The following is a 21,760-nucleotide window of genomic DNA, read 5'->3' as shown; positions in this document are numbered from 1 at the left end:
ACACCTTTCATTACTGAAAGATGCCTTACCGTATGAGTTGGGATACCCGGACTCGAACCAGGAATGACAGGACCAGAATCTGTAGTGTTACCATTACACCATATCCCAAACTTAAAATAGAACTTTTTGATTGTTGGGATACCCGGACTCGAACCAGGAATGACAGGACCAGAATCTGTAGTGTTACCATTACACCATATCCCAATATCAGCAAACGAGATGTTCATTTCTCAATTGCGAGTGCAAAGGTACTAGTTTTTTTTGAACCTACAAAATTTTTCGGCACTTTTTTCTAAAAAAAGCGCAATTTCTTTAATTTTCCACATTTTTTTTGCCTTTTAAGTCGATTTTCCATTATAATAATGTATCTTTGCAGAAAAATAGAGAATATAAATTAAGTAAGAAAGAAAAGATAAATGAACACAGTTAAACAACTCGTAGAGACTATTAAAGAAGGTATACAAGAAAAGAAAGGTCAAGACATTGTTATCGCCGACCTGACAGAAATTGATGGAAGCATTGCCAAGTACTTCATCATCTGCCAGGGAGGAAGCCCTACTCAGGTTGAAGCTATCGCAGGTTCTGTGGGAGACATCGTGCGCAAGAATCTGAAAGAAAAACCTGTAAATGTAGCAGGTCTCGGCAACGACCAGTGGGTGGCAATGGACTTTGTTGACGTATTGGTGCACATCTTCCTTCCGGAAGTACGCGCTTATTACGACCTCGAACATTTATGGGAGGATGCAAAGCTTACCCATATACCTAATCTCGACTAGTCAGTCTCTCCCATCCTACATGATGGATCAGACATTGTTTTTCGACTAAAAGTTATACATATAAAATAAAATGGAACAAAGCAATAATATGAAGCCTCGTGGCAATGGCGGACCAAAGATGCCACGATTTAATATGACCTGGCTTTTCACCATCTGCCTCATCACCATGATTATCCTCTTCTTTACAGGAGGAGGCGATGCGATTGGAGGCAGCGCTGCCAAGGAAGCCACATACACCCAGTTTAAACAGTATGTAGACAAGGGTTATGTGCTCAGTGTTGTGGCCAATAAAACAGAAAGCACCCTCAAAATATACATCAACCCGAAATATACGCGCGATGTATACAATATGCCGGCAAAGTCTGTAGGTCCTAACCCATACGTAAAAGTACAGTTCGGCTCGGTTGACGAAGTGGAACGCTATGCCAACCAGATGTTGAAGGAAAAGAAGATACGCTCCTTCAGCTACGACAACCAGAAGGATAACGACTTCTTAAGCACGCTCTTCAATCTGGCACCTCTGCTCTTCTTCGTATTCTTCATCCTTTGGATGTCTGGAAGATTCAGCGGCGGTATGGGCAGCGGCGGTATGGGCGGCGGCATCTTCAGCGTGGGCAAAAGCAAAGCTAAGATGTACGAAAAGGGAAATGCCATCGGCATCACCTTTAAAGATGTGGCCGGACAGGAAGGTGCCAAGCAGGAAGTGAAGGAAATTGTAGACTTCCTGAAAAACCCACAAAAATATACCGACTTGGGTGGTAAGATTCCAAAGGGAGCCCTCCTCGTAGGCCCTCCGGGAACTGGTAAGACCCTCTTGGCTAAGGCTGTTGCCGGCGAGGCTGGCGTACCTTTCTTCTCCATGAGCGGTTCCGACTTCGTTGAAATGTTCGTAGGTGTAGGTGCCTCACGTGTACGCGACCTATTCCGCCAGGCTAAAGAAAAATCACCTTGTATCATCTTTATCGATGAGATTGATGCTGTAGGCCGTGCCCGCAGCAAGAACCCAGCCATGGGTGGTAATGATGAGCGCGAGAACACCTTGAACGCTCTCCTTACAGAGATGGATGGTTTCGGCACCAACAGTGGTGTCATCATCCTTGCAGCTACCAACCGTGTAGACATGCTCGACAGCGCCTTGCTCCGTGCCGGACGTTTCGACCGCGAAATTCATGTAGATCTCCCTGGTTTGAACGAACGTAAGGCTATCTTCCTGGTTCATCTCAAACCTATCAAGATAGACGAAACAGTAGATGTTGATCTACTGGCACGCCAGACTCCAGGTTTCTCGGGTGCAGATATTGCCAACGTTTGTAACGAGGCAGCCCTCATTGCTGCACGCCACGACAAGAAGGCTGTTTGCAAACAGGATTTCCTCGATGCAGTAGACCGTATTGTAGGCGGTCTTGAGAAGAAGACTAAGGTGATGACTGCCGACGAAAAGCGTAGCATCGCTCTCCACGAAGCAGGCCACGCAACCATCTCATGGTTCTGCCAGTATGCCAACCCTCTCATCAAGGTTACCATCGTACCTCGTGGTCAGGCTCTCGGTGCTGCATGGTATCTGCCAGAAGAGCGCCAGATAACCACCAAGGAACAGATGCTCGACGAGATGTGTTCATTAATGGGTGGACGTGCCGCAGAAGAACTCTTCACCGGTCATATTTCGTCAGGAGCCATGAACGACCTGGAGCGCGCCACAAAGAGTGCTTATGGTATGGTAGCTTATCTCGGTATGAGCAAGACGTTGCCAAACATCTGCTTTTACAACCGGAACGAATATTCATTCCAGCGTCCGTACTCTGAGTCTACAGCCCGCGAGATAGACCAGGAAGTTCTGAAGATTGTCAACGAACAGTATACCCGTGCCAAGAACATTCTGATGGAGCACAAGGAAGGCCACAATGCCCTAGCAGAGCTCCTGATCAAGAAAGAGGTGATTATGGCAGAAGACGTAGAACATATCTTTGGCAAGCGCCCTTGGTTGAGCCGTTCGCAGGAAATCATGGAAGACGAACAGCCTAAGATAGACGATGACGCCGTAAAGGAACTTCCTGAAGTTCAGGCTGCCATCAAGGAGCATGAAGAGAACCAGAAGAAGAATGCAGATTCTGATGAGACTTCCAAGAAGGATGAAGGTTCGGAAGAAAACAAGAACGAATAAAACAAACCGATATGACTGACAAACAGAAGAATCTAGTGATAAGATCCATCACAGGCGTATTTTTCGTGGTGTGCATGGTATCTTGCTTTCTCAATCCCAGGGCAATGGTTATCCTGTTCGCCCTCATTACAGGATTGAGCATCTGGGAGTATTGCGGATTAGTTAACCAGAAGGAGAATGTTACGGTAAACCGTTTCATCAGCACCGTGGCGGGTGTTTACTTCTTCCTTGCCGTGGCTGGTTTCCGCATGGGCATTGTGGGCAATTTCGTGGTTTTCGTACCTTATCTGCTCACCATCCTCTATCTCTTCATCAGCGAACTGTATACGGGCAATAAGGATGCCATCAACGATTGGGCTTACACCATGCTCTCTCAGTTGTACATCGCCTTGCCTTTCTCGATGATCAATGTATTGAGTTTCGAGACATCAGCCTTCGATGGCCAGATACATTACGACATGCTGCTGCCTTTGAGTATTTTCATTTTCCTCTGGACCAATGATACCGGTGCCTATTGCAGCGGTTCGCTTTTCGGCAAGCATAAGCTCTTTCCTCGCATCAGTCCAGCCAAGAGTTGGGAAGGCAGCATAGGCGGAGGCATATTCGTACTGATAGCAGCAGGCATTATTGGCTATATTGCCAACGATGGGGAAGCCCACCGTCTCAGCATTCTCGGTTGGGAAGGTTTAGGTCTGGTTGTGGTATTCTTCGGCACATGGGGCGATCTGGTAGAAAGCCTCTTCAAGCGTACCCTCGGAGTAAAGGATAGTGGCAACATCCTGCCAGGACATGGAGGCATGCTCGACCGCTTCGACTCTTCGCTCATGGCGATACCGGCAGCAGTAATCTACCTATACACCATCCAGTTGTTTGGATAATACATCTTTTATGAGATAAAGGCCAAACCTGCAGTTTGACCAAGCACAAAGAAAGGCAGGGATTCCTCAAAGAGAACCCCTGCTTTTTTTTCATATCACCATAAAAAACACAAGTAGCTTCGTTGGCTCACGAAAGTACTTGCGATAAACTATGCTGTTATCTGTTATATTTCTTCAGTGCCTGCTTCACCATCTTGCCCCATGGCTTGATGAGATCATCTGTCCAGTTGCCGGTAGCCTTGGCACGTGGCAAAAGCATGGAACAGGTTTCATCCTTATCCGAAACCGACCAGTTTACCCAACTCACCTTGTTTTTCTCCATTACATCAAGCCATTTCTGATACTCATCAGGAGCCAGAGGACCATTACCCGAAGCCTCCATACCAGCACATTCTGATACAAAGACCGGCAAACCGCTCTTCACGGCAGCCTCCAGTTTATCACGCAGATAATCTTTATGGGTGGCTGCATAGAAATGAAGGGTATACATCACATTCTCCACACCCTCGATAGGGCTCTTTGCCACGATATCAATATCCTGGTCCCAATGCGGACAGCCCATCAGGATGATATTATCCGGATCATACTTTCTGATTTCCGTGATGATGGTTTTAGCGTATACCTTCAAGTCTTCCCATTTATCCTCAACAGGTTCATTGTAGAGTTCGTAAAGCACATGAGGATATTTACCATACTTCTGCGCCATCTTTCCGAAGAAGGCCTTAGCCTCGGCTGTATGCATCTTGTGTGCATGCCAGTCGATAATCACGTAGGTATCATTCTTGATGGCGGCATCTACCACCTGGGTAATGCATTTCAGAGCAAAGTCTGGATTTTCCAGATAGTTGTCGTCTATCTGAATTCCCATGGCTGCTCTGATGATGTTGGCATGCCAGTCTTGCACAAGCCATTTCACCGCTTTTTTGTTGTAGAACCGAGGCCAGATGTTGTGCCATCCCAGACTCACGCCTCTCAACACTACAGGATTACCACTCTGGTCGCAAAGCTGCGCACCTTTTACCTGCAACTGTCCCCATTGCTTTACAGGGTTTGCTGCATACACTTGTGCCATACAAAAGAGGGCACAAATGAGAGTCATTAGTTTTTTCATTTTTTTTAGGGTTTAAAATTAAATATATATTTTTGGGTTTGTTTTTTTAGGATAGCTAATACTCCTACATAGGTAGCAGATTACAAATCTGCCTTAGTCAGCAGTTCTGCAGCGGATTGATATCCGCCACAGAACTGAAAGAGATTACTTTTTATTAAAACATTTCACCTTTTTTCTGTTCTTCTTCAAAGTGTTCACCCTTCTGGGCTTCCTGCGCCTCATACTGTGCCTGGGCTGCACGCTGCTGAGCCTCACGTGCTTTAGCCTCAGCCGCCAGTCGGGCTTTTTCTGCTCTTATTCTTGCCAGTTCAGCCTCTTCTTCTGCCCGTTTCTGCGCCGCCAAAGCTTCCTCTTCGGCACGTTTCTTAGCAGCCTCGGCTTCAGCTATCGCCTTCTGTCGCGCACGTTCTGCAGCCTCAGCTGCAGCTTTGGCTTCAGCTTCAGCACGCTCACGAGCCATACGGAGAAGCATTTCCCTACGCTTAACCAGAAGATCAAGCATGATGCCCGCAGCCTCATCCGGCGCAACCTTATCGCCCAACTGAGTTCGAACTTCCTGATATTCTGCCAACATCTTATCCCTGCCAGGTTCTCCCGGAAGAATCTGATAAAGTTCGTTGGCAATACCATCAACCGTAAAGCGGTCGGCAAGCATCTCCGGCACAATCTCCTTATTGGCGATAAGATTCACCAGCGAGATAAACTTCACCTTGATGATATGCTTGAAACCGAAACGGATGAGATGAGGTACAGGCGTTTCATAACATACCACCTGAGGCACATCGAAAAGAGCCGTCTCTAAAGTTGCAGTACCACTGGTAACAAGAGCTGCCGTAGCATGCGACAAGAGCGGATAAGTCTTGTTACGCACCAGTTTGACCGGTGTACCTTTGATAAACTTCTCATAGTATGCATCGTCTATCGAAGGAGCACCGGCAAGCACCATCTGATAATCTTCAAAACGCTCAGCCACCTCAATCATCGCCGGCAGATTGTCTTTGATTTCCTGCAGACGGCTTCCTGCCAGCAAAGCGATAACAGGGCGATAAGTGTCAAGATTATTCTCCTGACAGAATTCCGTAAAACTCTGATGATATCCCGATTTGAACTCCCCTACTTCCTGAGCCGTAGGATTACCTACATAGTGAATAGGATAACGGTGCTTCTTTTCGAAGAACGGCACCTCGAATGGCAAGATTGAGAAGAGTTCAGCGATATCACGTTTGATGCTGCGGATCCGCCACTCCTTCCATGCCCATATCTTAGGAGAAATGTAATAATAGGCAGGGATATTAGTGTTCTTTTTCAAGAACTTAGCTATCTTGAGATTAAATCCCGGATAATCTACCAGTATCACTACATCCGGCTTCCATTTCACAATATCTTCCTTGCATCTCTTCATGTTCGAAAAGATGGTACCCAAATGTAGCAGTACAGGCACAAAACCCATATAAGCCAACTCCTTAAAATGCTTGACGCGAGTGCCACCTTCAGCAGCCATCAAATCACCGCCGAAGAAACGGAATTCAGCAAACTCGTCTATTTTTTTCAACGAGCGCATCAATCTGCTGGCATGCAAATCTCCACTAGCCTCGCCTACTATCAGGTAATACTTCATAATTCAAAATTCTTTAACCAATCATAATCCGTTACATCAATCTTAGTTGGGGTAATAGCGATGTAACCATGATTCACAGCCCACTGGTCGGTATCCGTTGCCTCCGGTTCGTCATTACGGTATTCACCCACCATCCAATAATAATCATATCCATGCGGATGAGTGCGATGATCCACCTCATTGATCCAGGAGCCATGAGTCATCCGGCAGCCCTTGAAACCCTTGAACGGAGGCAAAGCCGGGAAGTTGACATTCAGACAGGTATATTCTGGCAATCCCTTCTCCAGCACCAGCTTAACAACCTTCAGTACCCCATCGTGCAAAGGAGTGAGATCAGCATTTTCATCATAATTGCAACTGCTGAAGGCTATGCTTGGAATATGCTGCATACAACCCTCCTTAGCTACGCCCATAGTTCCCGAATAATGATTATTCACGCTCGAATTGTCACCATGATTGATACCGCCGATAATCAGATCAGGCTTGCGATCTGCAAGAAACTGATCCAACGCCAGTTTCACACAGTCAACCGGTGTGCCGCTACATGACCAAACCTCCACATCATTCCCCATATTGTGGCGACGCTTCAGGCGCAAGGGAGTAGTAGCCGAGAAGGCACAGGCGAATCCCGAACGGGCACTTTCCGGTGCTACAACCAGCAGGTCGCACCAGTCTTTCAGAAAGTTCACCAGGGTCTTGATTCCATTGGCATGATAGCCATCATCATTCGAAATTAATACTAACGGTTTCTTATTTTCCATAAAAATATCTTTCTTTTTGGTGCAAAAGTACGAAAAAACCTTTAAAGATAGCGACTTTCTCACAATATTTTTGTATCTTTGCCGAAAATTTACTAAGAAAATGGGAAAAATCATCGCATTAGCTAACCAAAAAGGCGGTGTAGGAAAGACTACTACCACCATTAACTTGGCAGCATCGCTTGCCACGCTAGAGAAAACTGTACTCGTAGTGGACGCCGACCCACAGGCAAACGCTTCCAGTGGATTGGGCGTGGACATCAGCGAGGTAGACTGCTCGCTCTACGAATGCATCATCGACCATGCAGACGTGCGCGATGCTATCTACACCACCGACATTGATGGACTCGACATCATTCCTAGTCATATTGACCTGGTAGGTGCCGAGATAGAGATGCTGAATCTCAAAAATCGCGAAAAGGTGATTAAGACATTGCTGCAGCCTATCCGTGACGAATACGACTACATCCTGATAGACTGTTCGCCTTCGCTCGGCCTCATCACCGTCAATTCGTTGACGGCTGCCGACAGTGTCATCATCCCAGTTCAATGTGAATATTTCGCTCTTGAAGGTATCAGCAAATTGCTTAACACCATCAAGATCATCAAGAGCAAGCTGAATCCGAAACTCGAGATAGAAGGTTTCCTGCTCACCATGTATGATAGTCGTCTACGCCTTGCCAACCAGATATACGACGAGGTGAAACGCCACTTCCAGGAATTGGTGTTCAAGACCGTAATCCAGCGCAACGTGAAGCTGAGCGAGAGTCCGAGCCATGGTCTCCCAGTTATCCTTTACGATGCAGAAAGCAATGGAGCCAAGAACCATCTGGCCTTGGCAAAGGAGATTATCAACAAGAATAGTTAAGATTTGGAAATTGAACCCTTTTAGAAAGTTCAATGTTCAAAATTAAAAGTAAAAAAATGGCAGTACACAAGAAATACAACAACGGTACAAAGAGCAACGCTTTAGGACGCGGACTCGACGCCCTCATCTCTACCGAGGGAGTGCGCACCCAGGGCAGCAGTACCATCAATGAAATTCCTCTCGACCAGATTGAGGCGAATCCCAATCAGCCACGCCGGGAGTTTGACGACGAAGCCCTACATGAGCTCGCCGAAAGCATCAAGGCCATAGGCATCATCCAGCCTATCACCTTAAGACAGGTTTCAGAAAACAGATTCCAGATTATCGCCGGTGAACGCCGCTGGCGCGCTTCACAACTTGCGGGGCTGACAGCTATCCCTGCATACATCCGCACCATCAGCGATGAGAACGTAATGGAAATGGCGCTCGTAGAGAATATCCAGCGCCAAGACCTCAACGCCATAGAAATAGCACTCGCCTACGAACACCTTCTGGAAAACGAGGGTATGACACAGGAGAAAATTTCAGAACGTGTGGGCAAGAGCCGTGCAGCCATCGCCAACTATCTGCGACTGCTCAAACTTCCTGCCCAGGTGCAGATGGCACTACAGAAGAAAGAAATCGACATGGGTCATTGCCGTGCCCTACTGGCCCTCGACTCACCTTCGCTGCAAATCAAGTTGTTCAAGGAGATACAGAAGAACGGCTACTCAGTAAGAAAGGTTGAAGAGATGGTACAGCGACTCAAGAGTGGAGAAGACATCGAGAGCGGTAAGAAAACCATCACGGCTAAGGCTCAGATGCCTGAGGAATTTACACAACTCAAAAACCGCCTGTCACAGTTTCTCAATACCAAAGTGCAATTCACCTGCTCTGCTAAGGGCAAGGGAAAAATCAGCATTCCATTCGCCAACGAAGAGGAGCTGGAGCACATCATGAATGTTTTCGATCAGTTAAAGCAAGAATAAAAGTGAAACTCAGTATATCACAAATCTGTTTGGCAACCCTGCTGCTTCTGGCACCGATGGGCGCACAGGCACAGAAGTCGAAACAAAAAAAACAAGTGACTGATGTGCCAACCATTGCATCAGCCGACTCGGCAAAAATAGCCATCGACTCGATGCTTACCGCACAAGACAGCAGCAAACTGGCAAGCCTCAACCAACCAGCAAAGCCTGTACGCAAAAAGCGCAACTGGGCAACCTGGCGACCTGATACCAAGCGTGCCATGTGGTTGGCACTTGTATTACCTGGTGCCGGACAGATATACAATCGCAAATATTGGAAACTGCCTTTCATCTATGGCGGTTTCGTAGGCTGTACATACGCCATCACCTGGAACAACCAGATGTATCACGACTATTCGCAAGCCTACATGGATATTATGGACGATGACCCCAACACCCAGAGCTACAATCAGTTTCTGCACTTGGGCGCCCAGATCAACGAATCGAACATAGAACGCTATAAGGAAATCTTCCGCAAGCGAAAAGATAAATATCGCCGTTGGAGAGACTTGGGAACCTTCGTCATGATAGGCATCTATGCCTTCTCAGTGATTGATGCCTACGTAGATGCATCGCTCTCGGAATTTGACATCTCCGATGATCTCTCGCTCAGAATAGAGCCTACCATGCTGAATAACGGCAACAAGACTGCCAATCCGCTGCGGTCTGGAAGCCTCGGCGTAAGTTGCTCACTCACATTTTAATGCGTGAGGAGTTAGAATACACCTATATATATTATAACGCAAAATAGAAATTAGAAACATAGACGAGATAAAACATCAATATGAAGAAAATACTAGTCATGGCAGCAGCGATGCTGTTCAGCTTACAAGGCATTCATGCCCAAACCGACGTTACAGAAGAAACAGATAACGATGATATCATCACCGTTACCGACAAAGACGGAAAGCAGGAGGAAATCGAAGTACCTGAGGGAATGGAAGATAACCTCGACAGCCTGCTCCACCTTTACAATGCACAGACTTACATGATGGCAGATACAACCTGCAAATACCGCGATGTAAACCCTGTCTTCGAGAAGGAAGTGTATATCGACCGTCTGAAGAGAATGCCTACCATCATCGAAATGCCATACAATGAGGTAGTACAGAAATTCATAGACCGATACAGCGGCAAACTACGCCGTTCGGTAAGTTTTATGTTGGGAGCAAGTAACTTCTACATGCCTATCTTCGAAGAGGCATTAGAGGCTTACAACCTGCCACTGGAATTGAAATATCTGCCAGTTATTGAATCGGCACTCAACCCTAAAGCTGTATCACGCGTTGGTGCCACAGGTTTATGGCAGTTTATGCTGCCTACCGGCAAGCGATATGGACTGGAAGTAAACTCACTCATCGATGAACGCCGCGACCCGGTAAAAGCATCCTATGCAGCCGCTCACTATCTGAGCGACCTGTACAAAATATTCGACGATTGGAGTCTCGTGATTGCAGCTTACAACTGCGGTCCAACCAATATCAACAAGGCCATCCATCGTGCAAAAGGCAACGCCGACTACTGGAACATCTATCCATATCTGCCAAAGGAAACACGTGGATATGTACCAGCTTTCATCGCTGCCAACTACATCATGAACTACTACTGCGATCATAACATCTGCCCTATGGTAAGCGAACTGCCAGTAAAGACAGACACTATCGTAGTATCAAAAGATATCCACCTGGAGCAGATTTCCAAAGTGCTGAACATCAACATCGAGCACCTGCGCAATCTGAATCCACAGTATCGTCATGATATCATCAACGGATTGAACCATCCGATGGTATTGCGTCTTCCATCTACCCTCATCGGCAGTTTCATCGACCAGCAGGACAGCATCTGTGCTTACAGAGCCGATGAACTCTTTCTGAAGCGCGCTACAGTAGATGTCAACGATGCACAGCCTACCTATAGCCGCCCACGAAGCAGCTACAGTCGCCACAGCGCTTCTTCACGCAGCAAGAAGAGCAGCAAGCGAGGCAGAAACAGGAAACAAGGCAGCAAGAGTGTAACCATCAAGAATGGTGATACCCTTTCTGAAATAGCAGCACGCCACGGAACAACCGTTAAGAAACTGCGCAAACTGAACGGCATCAAGGGTAACAGTATCCGTGCCGGAAAGAAAATCAAAGTGAAATAAAAGAACTACGTACGCTGTAGTTTTTTCAGTCTAATTAAGAACATTATTTATTGGAGGGACCCACTATGGATGACCAGAACATGAAAGACCTCGAAAGAGAGCAGGCTGACAACCAGTTGATTGGCGATGCCTTTCAACACCTGCTTGACACCTACCTGAGTTCACGACACCGCAAGAAGGTAGATATAGTGACCAAGGCATTCAACTTCGCCCGACAGGCGCACAAAGGTGTGCGCCGCCTCTCGGGCGAACCATATATCATGCACCCTATCGCCGTGGCTCAGATAGCCTGCGAGGAGATGGGGCTCGGCTCAACGAGCATCTGTGCCGCACTGCTTCATGATGTGGTAGAAGATACCGACTACACAGTAGAAGATATCTCAAACATCTTTGGAGCCAAGGTGGCACAAATCGTTGATGGACTCACCAAGATCAGTGGTGGAATCTTCGGCGATAAGGCATCCGCACAGGCAGAAAACTTCAAAAAGCTATTGCTCACTATGAGCGATGACATCCGTGTTATCCTTATCAAGATTTGCGACCGCCTGCACAACATGCGCACGCTGGAATCGCAACCGGCCAACAAACAATACAAGATTGCGGGCGAAACCTTGTATATTTATGCACCTCTCGCCAACCGATTGGGCTTGAACAAAATCAAGACCGAACTCGAAGACCTCAGCTTCCGCTACGACCATCCACAGGAGTATGCCAATATTGAGCATAAACTTGCCGATACCGAATCGCAGCGCGATACCCTCTTCGAGAGTTTTACTGCACCTATCCGCGAAGAACTCGACAAGTTAGGCGTAGAATACAAAATCAAAGCACGCGTGAAGAGCCCTTATTCTATTTGGAACAAGATGCAGAACAAGCACGTTACCTTCGATGAGATTTACGACATTCTTGCTGTGCGCATCATCTTTACGCCAAAGGTGAGAGCAAACGAAGTAAACGAATGCTTCAATATCTACGTAGCCATCAGCAAAATCTACAAGAGCCATCCAGACCGTCTGCGCGACTGGTTGAACCATCCGAAAGCAAACGGTTATCAGGCACTCCACGTTACCCTGATGAGTAAGCAGGGAAGATGGATAGAAGTACAGATCCGTTCCGACCGTATGGACGAGGTAGCAGAAAAGGGGTTTGCTGCCCACTGGAAATACAAAGAAGGAAACGAAGGTGAATATACAGAAGATGAGAACGAACTGAACGACTGGCTCAGCACCATCAAGGAGATTCTGGACGATCCGCAGCCGGATGCCATGGACTTCCTCGATGCCATCAAGCTGAACCTCTATGCTTCAGAAATCTTCGTCTTCACACCAAAAGGAGAAATCAAGACGATGCCGGCAGGCTGTACTGCCCTCGACTTCGCCTTCCAGATTCATACCTTCCTAGGCAGCCACTGCATTGGAGCCAAGGTAAACCATAAGCTGGTTCCGCTGAGCCATAAGCTGCAAAGTGGCGACCAGGTTGAGATTCTTACTTCCAAGAGCCAGCATGTACAGGAAGAATGGGTAAACTTCGTCAGTTCGGCCAAGGCAAAGAGCAAGATTCTTGCCATCCTGCGCCGCGATTCACGAGAGGTTCAGAAGAAGGGAGAAAACATACTCACCGAATGGCTCAAGAAGAACAGCATTGAGATGAGTGCGTCGGTGGTAGACCGCCTATGCGATTTTCATAATATCCAGAAGCCTGAAACCCTCTTCCAGTCATTGGGAGACCATCAGATTATCCTGGGCGATAAAGATTTCGATGAGTTGCAGGGCAAGCCTAAGAAACAGCAGGCCAGCAGCTGGCGCAATTATATCCCATTCCTGGGCAAGAGCAAGGAGAAGGCTCCAGAAAAAGGCATCGTGAAACCTCAGGATCTTTTCGTGGTAGGTAAGGACTTCAACAAGAAGAAGCCACTCATCCTAACCGAGGAGAACATCAACCAGTTTATCTTCCCTAGCTGCTGCCATGCGATTCCTGGCGATGACGTTATGGGCTTTATCGACAACAAGAACCGCATCGAAATACATAAGCGCTCTTGCAGCATAGCAGCCAAACTGAAGTCCAGTTTCGGCAACCGCATCGTAGATGCCAAATGGGATATGCACAAGCAGATACTCTTCGATGCTACCATCGAAATCAAGGGTATCGATCGTAAGGGCATGCTGCTGGATGTAAGTAAGGTGATTAGCGACCAGTTGGGTATCAATATCCACAAGATAACAATCAGTAGTGATAACGGCATCTTCGACGGAACAATCGAACTCCGTATTCACGACCGCGAAGAAGTCAAAACCATTATGAATCAACTCCGAAATATTGATGATCTGCAGGAAGTACAGAGAATCCTATAAGTTAGGAGTTTATGATAATAAAGAAAAGATAAATAATAGAGAATCGCCGGATTTTAAACCTGGCGATTCTCTATGAAATCATACAGATTTCAACATCTTATAAAACAGATTCAAAACAACAAGCTTAAAAACAATATGAAAAAATTATTCTTATCATTTTTAATGATGTTGACCCTGTTGCCTCTGGCAGCAGCCAACAAGTATGACAACCCCGACACGATTGTAGTTTCCCGTGATGGTACCGGCGAATTCCGCACCATCGACGAAGCCATCGAAGTATGTCGCGCTTTCATGGATTACAGCAAGGTAATCTACGTAAAGAAAGGCGTGTACAAGGAGAAACTCATCCTCCCTTCATGGCTCACCAACATCACCATCTGTGGTGAAGACCGTGATAACACGATCATCACATGGGACGATCATGCCAACATCAAGATGCCTGTAGGTGGACTCGATTCAGAAGCTGCTGTAAAGGGTAAACCGATGGGCACATTCCGCACTTATACCCTGAAGGTACAGGGCAGTTACATCACCCTGAAGAACATCACCATTGAGAACAATGCTGCCAAACTGGGACAAGCAGTCTCCCTGCATCTTGAAGGCGATCATATCCTGGTTCAGAACTGCCGTCTGCTGGGCAATCAGGATACCGTTTATACAGGTATAGCCAACAACCGTTCAGCCTTCTACGATTGCTACATCGAAGGAACCACCGATTTCATCTTTGGTCCGGGAAGAGCATGGTTTGAGAATTGTGAGATTCGCAGCAAGGCCAACAGCTACATTACAGCTGCCTCCAGCCCAGCCGGTCAGGAATATGGCTATGTATTCAACAAGTGCAAGCTTACCGCCGAGCCAGGTGTAGACAAGGTTTATCTGGGCCGTCCATGGCGCCCTTATGCAGCTACCCTCTTCATGAATTGCGAAATGGGCAGCCACATCCGTCCAGAAGGATGGCACAACTGGGGCAAGCAGAGCAACGAACAGACAGCCCGCTACAGCGAATATAACAACCACGGTGCAGGTGCTGCAACCAAGGCACGCGTAGCCTGGAGCCGTCAGCTCACCAAGAAAGAAGCTGCTAAAGTTACCATCGAGAATGTCTTCGGCGAAGAAGCGTGGTAACTCTAGCTAATCATAAAGTCAAAAGTTACTAAACCAGTCCATCGAGCTGCTTTTTGAGTTCTTTGAGCTGGTCTCTTACAGAAATAAGGGTGTCGAGAACTTCAGAAGATTTCTCGGCACCCGTTCTGTTTTGGTTCAGATACTTACGGGCAGCCGCAATCTTCAATCCCTTCACCTTGATAAGGTTGTAGATGAGCCTTACCTGCTCAATATCCTTATCGGTATACTGACGCACTTTGTTGCCAGCAACCTTCGGTTTGAGAAAAGGAAACTCCTTTTCCCAATATCTCAACGTAGAGTCGTTTAGACCAAACATTTCACCTACTTCCTTGATAGAATAGTACAATTTCGTTGTTTTATCTGGAATTATTGCCATTTTTTCCGTCTTTAATTTCAAAAATAATTAATTTAGTTGCAAAATTAAACAATTCTTCTTATCTTTGCAAAGATTTTCGGAAGAAAATGCCCTAAAGGGCAAAAATATTTTCTGAGAGGACTCTCAATCCCCTCTTCAAAACAGGAAAAAGAAATTAAAGATAAATATAAAAAAGATATGATGACAGCTAATGAAGTGCGCGAATCCTTCAAGAAATTCTTCGAAGGTAAAGGCCACAAGATTGTTCCATCAGCACCTATGGTTATCAAGGATGACCCAACGCTGATGTTTACAAACGCTGGTATGAACCAGTGGAAAGACATCATCCTCGGTACAAAAGACCCAGGCAAGGATGTTCGTCGTGTTGATACTCAGAAATGTCTCCGTGTAAGCGGTAAGCATAATGACCTCGAAGAGGTGGGTCACGATACTTACCACCACACCATGTTCGAGATGCTCGGTAACTGGAGCTTCGGCGACTACTTTAAGGAGGGTGCCATTGATATGGCATGGGAGTATCTTACTGAAGTTTTGAAACTCAACCCTGCCGATCTCTACGTTACCGTATTCGAGGGTAGCAAGGAGGAAGGTCTGGAACGCGACAACGAGGCTGCAGGTTACTGGGCTAAGCACGTGCCAGCCGACCACATCATCAATGGTAACAAGCACGACAACTTCTGGGAGATGGGCGAAACAGGTCCTTGCGGTCCTTGCTCAGAGATTCACGTGGATTCTCGTACTCCAGAGGAGAAGGCTCAGGTGCCAGGCCGTGAGTTGGTAAACAAGGATAACCCTCAGGTCATCGAAATCTGGAACATCGTGTTCATGCAGTACAACCGCAAGGCTGACGGTTCTCTCGAACCACTCCCAATGCACGTTATCGATACAGGTATGGGCTTCGAGCGCTTGGTTCGCATGTTGCAGGACAAGCACTCTAACTATGATACAGATATCTTCCAGCCAATCATCAAGGAAATCGAGGCTATCTCTGGCAAGAAGTATGGCTTCACTACTCCTACTGGTGAGAATGGTGAGGGCAAGGATGAGCAGGAGAAGATTGATATCGCTATGCGTGTCTGCGCCGACCACCTCCGTGCCGTAGCCTTCTCTATCGCCGACGGCCAGTTGCCAAGCAACGCCAAGGCAGGTTACGTAATCCGACGCATCTTGCGCCGTGCCGTACGTTACGCTTACACATTCCTCGGCCAGAAGCAGGCATTCATGTACAAGCTCGTCAATGTATTGGTAGAGCAGATGGGTGCAGCCTTCCCAGAGTTGCCAGCTCAGCAGGAGCTCATCACCCGTGTGATGAAAGAGGAAGAGGATTCATTCCTCCGCACCTTGGAGAAGGGTATCAACCTCCTCAATGGCGATATGGACGAGCTCAAGGCTCATGGCGAGACTCAGCTTGATGGCGTAAGTGCATTCCGCCTCTTCGATACCTATGGTTTCCCTCTCGACCTGACAGAGTTGATCTGCCGTGAGAAAGGTTACACCGTAGATGCTGCAGGCTTCGACGAGGAGATGAAGAAGCAGAAGGAACGTGCCCGCAATGCTGCTGCTGTAGAGAACGGCGACTGGGAAGTCTTGAAGGAAGGTGACCAGAACTTCGTAGGTTACGACTATACAGAATATGAGTGCCACATCCTGCGCTACCGCAAGGTGACTCAGAAGAAGAACTCTTTCTATGAGTTGGTACTCGACAACACTCCATTCTATGGTGAGATGGGTGGACAGGTTGGCGACAAGGGTGTACTCGTTAGCGAGGATGAGACCATCCAGGTTATCGACACCAAGCGCGAGAACAACCAGAGCATCCACATCGTGAAGGAGTTGCCAAAGGATGTAAACGCTGATTTCATGGCTTGCGTAGATATCGAGAGCCGCGAGGGAAGCGCTGCCAACCATACAGCTACCCACTTGCTCGACTACTGCCTGAAGCAGGTTTTGGGCGACCACGTAGAACAGAAGGGGTCTTATGTAGATAAGGACACCTTGCGTTTCGATTTCTCTCACTTCCAGAAGGTAACTGATGAGGAGCTCCGCAAGGTAGAGCACATGGTAAACGAGATGATCCGTGCCGACTATCCATTGGATGAGCACCGCGATACTCCTATCGAGGAGGCTAAGGAACTTGGCGCTATCGCCCTCTTCGGCGAGAAGTATGGCGACAAGGTTCGTGTGGTTCGCTTCGGTCCATCTGCCGAGTTCTGTGGTGGTATTCATGCCAAGAGCACAGGTAAGATTGGTTTCTTCAAGATTATCTCTGAGAGCAGCGTAGCAGCCGGCATCCGTCGTATCGAGGCTTTGACTGGCAAGGCTTGCGAGGAGGCTATCTACGGCTTACAGGATACCATCGTAGCCTTGAAGGGCTTGTTCAACAATGCCAAGGATCTCGAAGGTGTCATCAGAAAGTACATCGACGAGCACGATGCCTTGAAGAAGGATGTTGAGAAGTTCCAGGCTCAGGCTGTAGAGCGTGCCAAGGATAAGCTTGTAGAGAATGCAAAAGAAATCAATGGTGTGAAGGTTGTTACAGCCGTATTGCCAATGGAGCCAGCAGCTGCCAAGGATTTGGTATTCAAGGTTCGCGAGGCATTGCCAGAGAACATGATCTGCGTGGTAGGTTCTGTTTATAACGACAAGCCTATGCTCAGCGTAATGTTCAGCGATGATATGGTAAAGGATCATGGTTTGAACGCTGGTAAGATGATTCGCGAAGCTGCCAAGTTGATTCAGGGTGGCGGTGGCGGTCAGCCTCACTATGCTCAGGCTGGCGGTAAGAACAAGGACGGCTTGAGCGCTGCAGTAGATAAGGTTGTAGAGTTGGCTCAGCTGTAATCAGCTTCCACAAATGAATATATGATAGAGTTATCTTAACTCTTATATATAATAAGGTATAAAGGGTTGCAATCCATCTTTTCGAGGATTACAACCCTTTTTCTGTAAAATGCTGCGTATGATTTCAATATTTTTGCTACCTTTGCACCCAAATTTAAATATATATTCAATATGGCTATTATAAAGACAGTAGAGGGAAAGACTCCTCAATGGGGAAAGAATTGTTTTATCGCTGAGAATGCCGTACTGACCGGTGACTGCATTCTTGGTGATGACTGCAGCATCTGGTATAGTGCGGTATTGCGCTCTGACGTGGATGCCATCAGATGTGGAAACAGGGTAAATGTGCAGGATTGCGCCTGCATCCATCAAACCGGTACGATGCCTTGCATCCTGGAGGATGATGTATCTGTGGGACATGGTGCCATCGTCCACGGAGCCACAGTCAGAAAAGGTGCACTCATCGGAATGAATGCCACCGTGCTAGATAAGGCTGACATTGGAGAAGGGGCTATTATTGCAGCAGGTGCTGTAGTTACCCATGGCACCAAGGTTCCTGCACATGAGATTTGGGCGGGTATTCCTGCCAAGAAGGTGAAAGCTTGCGCTCCCGGCCAAGCCGAGGAGTTTGCCAAGCATTATTCCGGATACATCAAAGACTGGTATCTGAAGGAAGATAAATAATCACTTTATGATTATCATAAAATGAGAATAAAACGCCATTTTTTATCTTTTATAGAAGATAAAAGCAAAATATTTAGGATTTTCATCCATTATAAAAGATAAAAATCGTATATTTGCAGAAAATTTCATTTATAAGTGATAAAAATATGGCAACTATTATTCGTCAATCATACATCGACAAGATAGAAAGGTATCTTGGAAAGGAGACCATCATCGTATTAGTAGGTCAACGTCGTGTAGGTAAAAGCTGCATGATGAAAATGATTCGTGACCGCAAGAAGGCAGATGACTGCAACAATATCATCTTTATAGATAAGGAGAAAAGAGAGTTTGACAACATTCAGACCTATCAGGATCTCAACGACTATATCGGAGAGCACTTTCAGTCCGATAAACATAACTATATCCTTATCGATGAGATACAAGACATCAAGGAATTTGAACGATCCATTCGAAGTTATCGCACAGAACCCAACACCGACATTATCATCACAGGTAGCAATGCCCGCATGCTGAGCAATGAACTGAGCACACTCATCGGTGGCAGATATAAGGAAATCTATATCCAATCGCTGAGCTATAACGAGTTTCTGGAATTTCATCAACTATCAGATAATGACGAAGCACTTGCTCTGTACATTCAGTATGGTGGTCTGCCTGGTCTGGCAAAGATAGGACTGGAAGAGGATGATGCACGTGAATACCAGATGGATATTTACCATACCGTCTTACTTAAGGATGTCATTATGCGCAACCAAATAAGAAACGTGCCATTCTTAGAGAATTTAGTACGTTTTCTCGCAGACAACACCGGTAAGTTGATTTCCGCTAACAGTATCGCCAAATATATGAAATCACAAGGCGAATCTATAACGTCCACGGCTATCATCAATTACATATCCTTCCTTTGTGAAGCCTATATCCTACACAAGGTGAACCGCTATGACATCCACGGCAAACGCATCTTTGAAACCAACGATAAGTTTTATTTCGAAGACAACGGCATTAGAAATGCCATTGCCGGGGGAACACGTGAAGGAGACATCGAGAAAGTGATAGAGAATATCATCTATCAGAACCTCATACGCTTGGGCTATCAAGTTTATGTAGGACAACTGCAAGCTGGAGAAATCGACTTTGTTTGTACCAAGCCAGAAGGCGAACGCATCTACGTGCAAGCTTCCTACATCATAGCCGACGATGCAACCAGAGAGCGTGAGTTTGGTAATCTCCGTGCTATCAAGGACAACTACCCGAAGTACGTTATCTCCATGACTCCTCTGCTCACCAAAAATGATAATGACGGAATCACGCACCTGCATCTTCGCAAGTTCCTGACAGAAGGAATATAAAACGATAGAGCAAAACTATTACATAGCCATTGCCATAACCTTCGTGGCACTCTCAATGGTATTCAATTGCGCACACAGTGTATTCGCATTTTGAACCCCCAAAATCCTTAATGACCGAAAATGACCGTGACCTTAATGACCGGAATTCTCGGTAGAACGAAAAAGACCGCTCTCCTCGTATTGAAGTGAGCGGTCGTTTTTCATTTATGATTGAGTCTGCTTATTATAATAAGGTGGACTCCATGTTTTTATCCCATGCAGCTCGTTACTCCGAGCGTAGTAGCGATAGCGGTCAGTATGCTGATGGCTATCTGCAGAATTGTTTTCCAAGTGTTCGCTTTCATTTTTTTGAATGTTGAATGGTTTTTTAATGTTGAATGTTGAGTGTTGAATGTTGAATTTTTGGGGCGGATAGGCTGGACTAGGGGCTAGCACCCTAGCCAGTCTATCCTTGGACTATTCAAGGCCGTCGCCAGTATCGTCCTTGCCGGTAGTGCCGCCGCCTGATTCAGAGCCTTGGCCATCGCTGCCGGTCTGACCGGTATTTGAACCACCTGGGGTAGAACCGCCTGGCGTATTATCCGGAGTGGTTGGGGCGTTGAGATCAACGTTGGTTTTACCCTCCTTAATCGCCTTGATAACGGCTGCCTGAGCGCTGCGGCTGGCTACGAGGTTGAACTCGGCGTCATCGCGAAGGTTCTTGAACTCCTGACCTGGCTCCCACTGAACCTTCACACCGGTGATGTTCTGTGCGGTGAACTTGTCAGCATCCTCAGCACCCTTTGAGGTGAGAAGGAGAGAAAAATCACCAAGATCGCCCAGACGAATCTTCTTGCCCTCGAGCAACATCTCACGCATGCAGTCTACGGCAATGTAGAGGATGGCGCTGATGTCGGCTCTCGAATAGACACTGCCATGAGAGGTGATGTGCTTGGCAAACTTCTCGATGGTCATGATGTCAGTGTACTGCGAAATGGCGAAAGCATTCTGTTTCTCAGTCTTCACGAGTTCCAGGTCCTTAGGGTCAGGGGTAGTACCCTCCTTCTTTGCCTGGTTGATGCGTGACTTAGCCTGGTTGATTTCCAGAAGATTTGCGTTCACGCTACGCATTACGATGCTGTAATTAATCATAGTCGTTTGTAGTATGTTTAGAGTCCTTTGTTTTGCAACTCCCCAGAACGCCCCGTTCCTGCCGTTTTCGGGGTCTTCATTGATGACCGGCGCCTGCCATCATTTATGACCCGTGTTGGTCTTAATAGAAGACCGCCTTCAGGCACCTAAGGCATTTCCTTCGATTGCTGGTGCAAAGATACGAATAAATCCGGTATCTACCAAATTTAGACATGTGATAAGGGGCGATTTTCAGCAAACTTACGATTTGAAAGTTACTTATAAATACTAACTCTATGTTTTGTGGGGCGCATCTCTATGTTTTCGCGGTATAGAAGCAGAGTTTTGCTGTATAAATCAGTATATTACAAAGTAATAACCTATTTGCAGGAACGTGTTCAGTATTCAGTATTCAGTTTTTTTCGCTGTTGTTTCCATTCTCTGTATAGATAGTATATTATATATATAAATATATATATAATCACTGCTGTCCCGTTTAGAAATCGTCGGGGCTGAAAAGGCTAGGATATAGCCAATCCTCCGTCTCTTCTGTTGGAACAGCTTTGTTAAACAAATCATTTAAAGGAGTCTTGTCCGTAAG

At 46.6% G+C, this 21,760-nt stretch carries 17 protein-coding genes, 2 tRNA genes and 1 pseudogene; 12 read left to right on the top strand and 8 right to left on the bottom strand.

Annotation, left to right across the window (positions count from 1 at the left end):
* Positions 1–37: 37 nt before the first annotated feature.
* A tRNA-Gln gene (locus NNC77_RS05210) sits at positions 38–108 on the bottom strand.
* A 25-nt stretch (positions 109–133) separates the two neighbouring features.
* Positions 134–204: transfer RNA gene (locus tag NNC77_RS05205), tRNA-Gln, on the bottom strand.
* A 212-nt stretch (positions 205–416) separates the two neighbouring features.
* Between NNC77_RS05205 and rsfS the strand changes: the two genes are divergently transcribed.
* From rsfS to NNC77_RS05190, 3 genes are all read left to right on the top strand, one after another.
* Positions 417–776 carry a ribosome silencing factor gene (gene rsfS / locus NNC77_RS05200; RefSeq protein WP_117586022.1) on the top strand — a complete coding sequence of 120 codons (360 nt, stop codon included), beginning with the start codon at positions 417–419 and terminating at the stop codon, positions 774–776.
* 70 nt (positions 777–846) lie between these two features.
* Positions 847–2,937 (top strand): ATP-dependent zinc metalloprotease FtsH, encoded by a 2,091-nt coding sequence (gene ftsH, locus NNC77_RS05195; RefSeq protein ID WP_118139817.1) that lies wholly within the window; start codon positions 847–849, stop codon positions 2,935–2,937.
* A gap of 11 nt (positions 2,938–2,948) precedes the next feature.
* Positions 2,949–3,815: a phosphatidate cytidylyltransferase gene (locus NNC77_RS05190; RefSeq protein ID WP_022121429.1), complete on the top strand. Its 867-nt coding sequence runs from the start codon at positions 2,949–2,951 to the stop codon at positions 3,813–3,815.
* A gap of 157 nt (positions 3,816–3,972) precedes the next feature.
* Here NNC77_RS05190 and NNC77_RS05185 read toward each other — a convergent pair whose 3' ends face one another.
* The 3 genes and pseudogenes from NNC77_RS05185 to surE all read right to left on the bottom strand — a co-directional run bounded on the left by NNC77_RS05185 (position 3,973) and on the right by surE (position 7,305).
* On the bottom strand, positions 3,973–4,926 hold the full coding sequence (locus NNC77_RS05185) for a glycoside hydrolase family 5 protein (protein WP_234563520.1): 954 nt from the start codon (positions 4,924–4,926) through the stop codon (positions 3,973–3,975).
* A 478-nt stretch (positions 4,927–5,404) separates the two neighbouring features.
* Positions 5,405–6,544 (bottom strand): annotated as a pseudogene (gene lpxB / locus NNC77_RS05180) (lipid-A-disaccharide synthase); the annotation flags it as partial.
* Positions 6,541–7,305 (bottom strand): 5'/3'-nucleotidase SurE, encoded by a 765-nt coding sequence (surE, locus tag NNC77_RS05175; RefSeq protein WP_254970111.1) that lies wholly within the window; start codon positions 7,303–7,305, stop codon positions 6,541–6,543. The pseudogene lpxB and the gene surE, both read right to left, overlap by 4 nt.
* Positions 7,306–7,405: 100 nt before the next feature.
* On the opposite strand from surE, the gene NNC77_RS05170 reads away from it, so the two are divergent.
* The 6 genes from NNC77_RS05170 (at position 7,406) to NNC77_RS05145 (ending at position 14,796) form a co-directional block, all read left to right on the top strand.
* Complete coding sequence (locus NNC77_RS05170; protein ID WP_117586026.1) at positions 7,406–8,170, top strand: ParA family protein; 765 nt, start codon at positions 7,406–7,408, stop codon at positions 8,168–8,170.
* A gap of 56 nt (positions 8,171–8,226) precedes the next feature.
* On the top strand, positions 8,227–9,138 hold the full coding sequence (locus NNC77_RS05165) for a ParB/RepB/Spo0J family partition protein (RefSeq protein WP_022121424.1): 912 nt from the start codon (positions 8,227–8,229) through the stop codon (positions 9,136–9,138).
* A 56-nt stretch (positions 9,139–9,194) separates the two neighbouring features.
* Positions 9,195–9,881 carry a DUF5683 domain-containing protein gene (locus NNC77_RS05160; RefSeq protein WP_118416577.1) on the top strand — a complete coding sequence of 229 codons (687 nt, stop codon included), beginning with the start codon at positions 9,195–9,197 and terminating at the stop codon, positions 9,879–9,881.
* Between the two features lie 80 nt (positions 9,882–9,961).
* Entirely contained in the window at positions 9,962–11,320 is a 1,359-nt protein-coding gene (locus NNC77_RS05155; RefSeq protein ID WP_118078744.1) for a lytic transglycosylase domain-containing protein, read from the top strand.
* A 65-nt stretch (positions 11,321–11,385) separates the two neighbouring features.
* Entirely contained in the window at positions 11,386–13,671 is a 2,286-nt protein-coding gene (locus NNC77_RS05150) for a RelA/SpoT family protein (protein WP_118191417.1), read from the top strand.
* A 135-nt stretch (positions 13,672–13,806) separates the two neighbouring features.
* Entirely contained in the window at positions 13,807–14,796 is a 990-nt protein-coding gene (locus NNC77_RS05145; RefSeq protein ID WP_153083487.1) for a pectinesterase family protein, read from the top strand.
* Between the two features lie 28 nt (positions 14,797–14,824).
* Here the strand turns inward: NNC77_RS05145 and NNC77_RS05140 are convergent, their stop codons facing one another.
* Positions 14,825–15,172, bottom strand: a complete 348-nt coding sequence (locus tag NNC77_RS05140) for a MerR family transcriptional regulator (protein ID WP_022121419.1) — start codon at positions 15,170–15,172, stop codon at positions 14,825–14,827.
* A gap of 177 nt (positions 15,173–15,349) precedes the next feature.
* Here NNC77_RS05140 and alaS point away from each other — a divergent pair, with 177 nt between their 5' ends.
* The 3 genes from alaS to NNC77_RS05125 all read left to right on the top strand — a co-directional run bounded on the left by alaS (position 15,350) and on the right by NNC77_RS05125 (position 20,049).
* On the top strand, positions 15,350–18,013 hold the full coding sequence (gene alaS, locus NNC77_RS05135; protein ID WP_254970112.1) for an alanine--tRNA ligase: 2,664 nt from the start codon (positions 15,350–15,352) through the stop codon (positions 18,011–18,013).
* A 171-nt stretch (positions 18,014–18,184) separates the two neighbouring features.
* Positions 18,185–18,697, top strand: coding sequence for a gamma carbonic anhydrase family protein (locus NNC77_RS05130; protein ID WP_153087963.1), 513 nt, complete (start codon positions 18,185–18,187; stop codon positions 18,695–18,697).
* Between the two features lie 146 nt (positions 18,698–18,843).
* On the top strand, positions 18,844–20,049 hold the full coding sequence (locus tag NNC77_RS05125) for an ATP-binding protein (RefSeq protein WP_217326701.1): 1,206 nt from the start codon (positions 18,844–18,846) through the stop codon (positions 20,047–20,049).
* Between the two features lie 248 nt (positions 20,050–20,297).
* Here NNC77_RS05125 and NNC77_RS05120 read toward each other — a convergent pair whose 3' ends face one another.
* Positions 20,298–20,393 (bottom strand): smalltalk protein, encoded by a 96-nt coding sequence (locus NNC77_RS05120; protein WP_153072405.1) that lies wholly within the window; start codon positions 20,391–20,393, stop codon positions 20,298–20,300.
* A 112-nt stretch (positions 20,394–20,505) separates the two neighbouring features.
* The gene (locus NNC77_RS05115; protein WP_215652773.1) at positions 20,506–21,180 is read right to left on the bottom strand and encodes an HU family DNA-binding protein; all 675 of its coding nucleotides are present in this window, start codon (positions 21,178–21,180) and stop codon (positions 20,506–20,508) included.
* Positions 21,181–21,760: the final 580 nt, after the last annotated feature.

Origin of the sequence: Segatella copri, from assembly GCF_024330485.1 — a bacterium.
Classification (GTDB): Bacteria; Bacteroidota; Bacteroidia; order Bacteroidales; family Bacteroidaceae; genus Prevotella; species Prevotella copri_L.
This window is presented reverse-complemented; position numbering and strand designations above follow the sequence as displayed.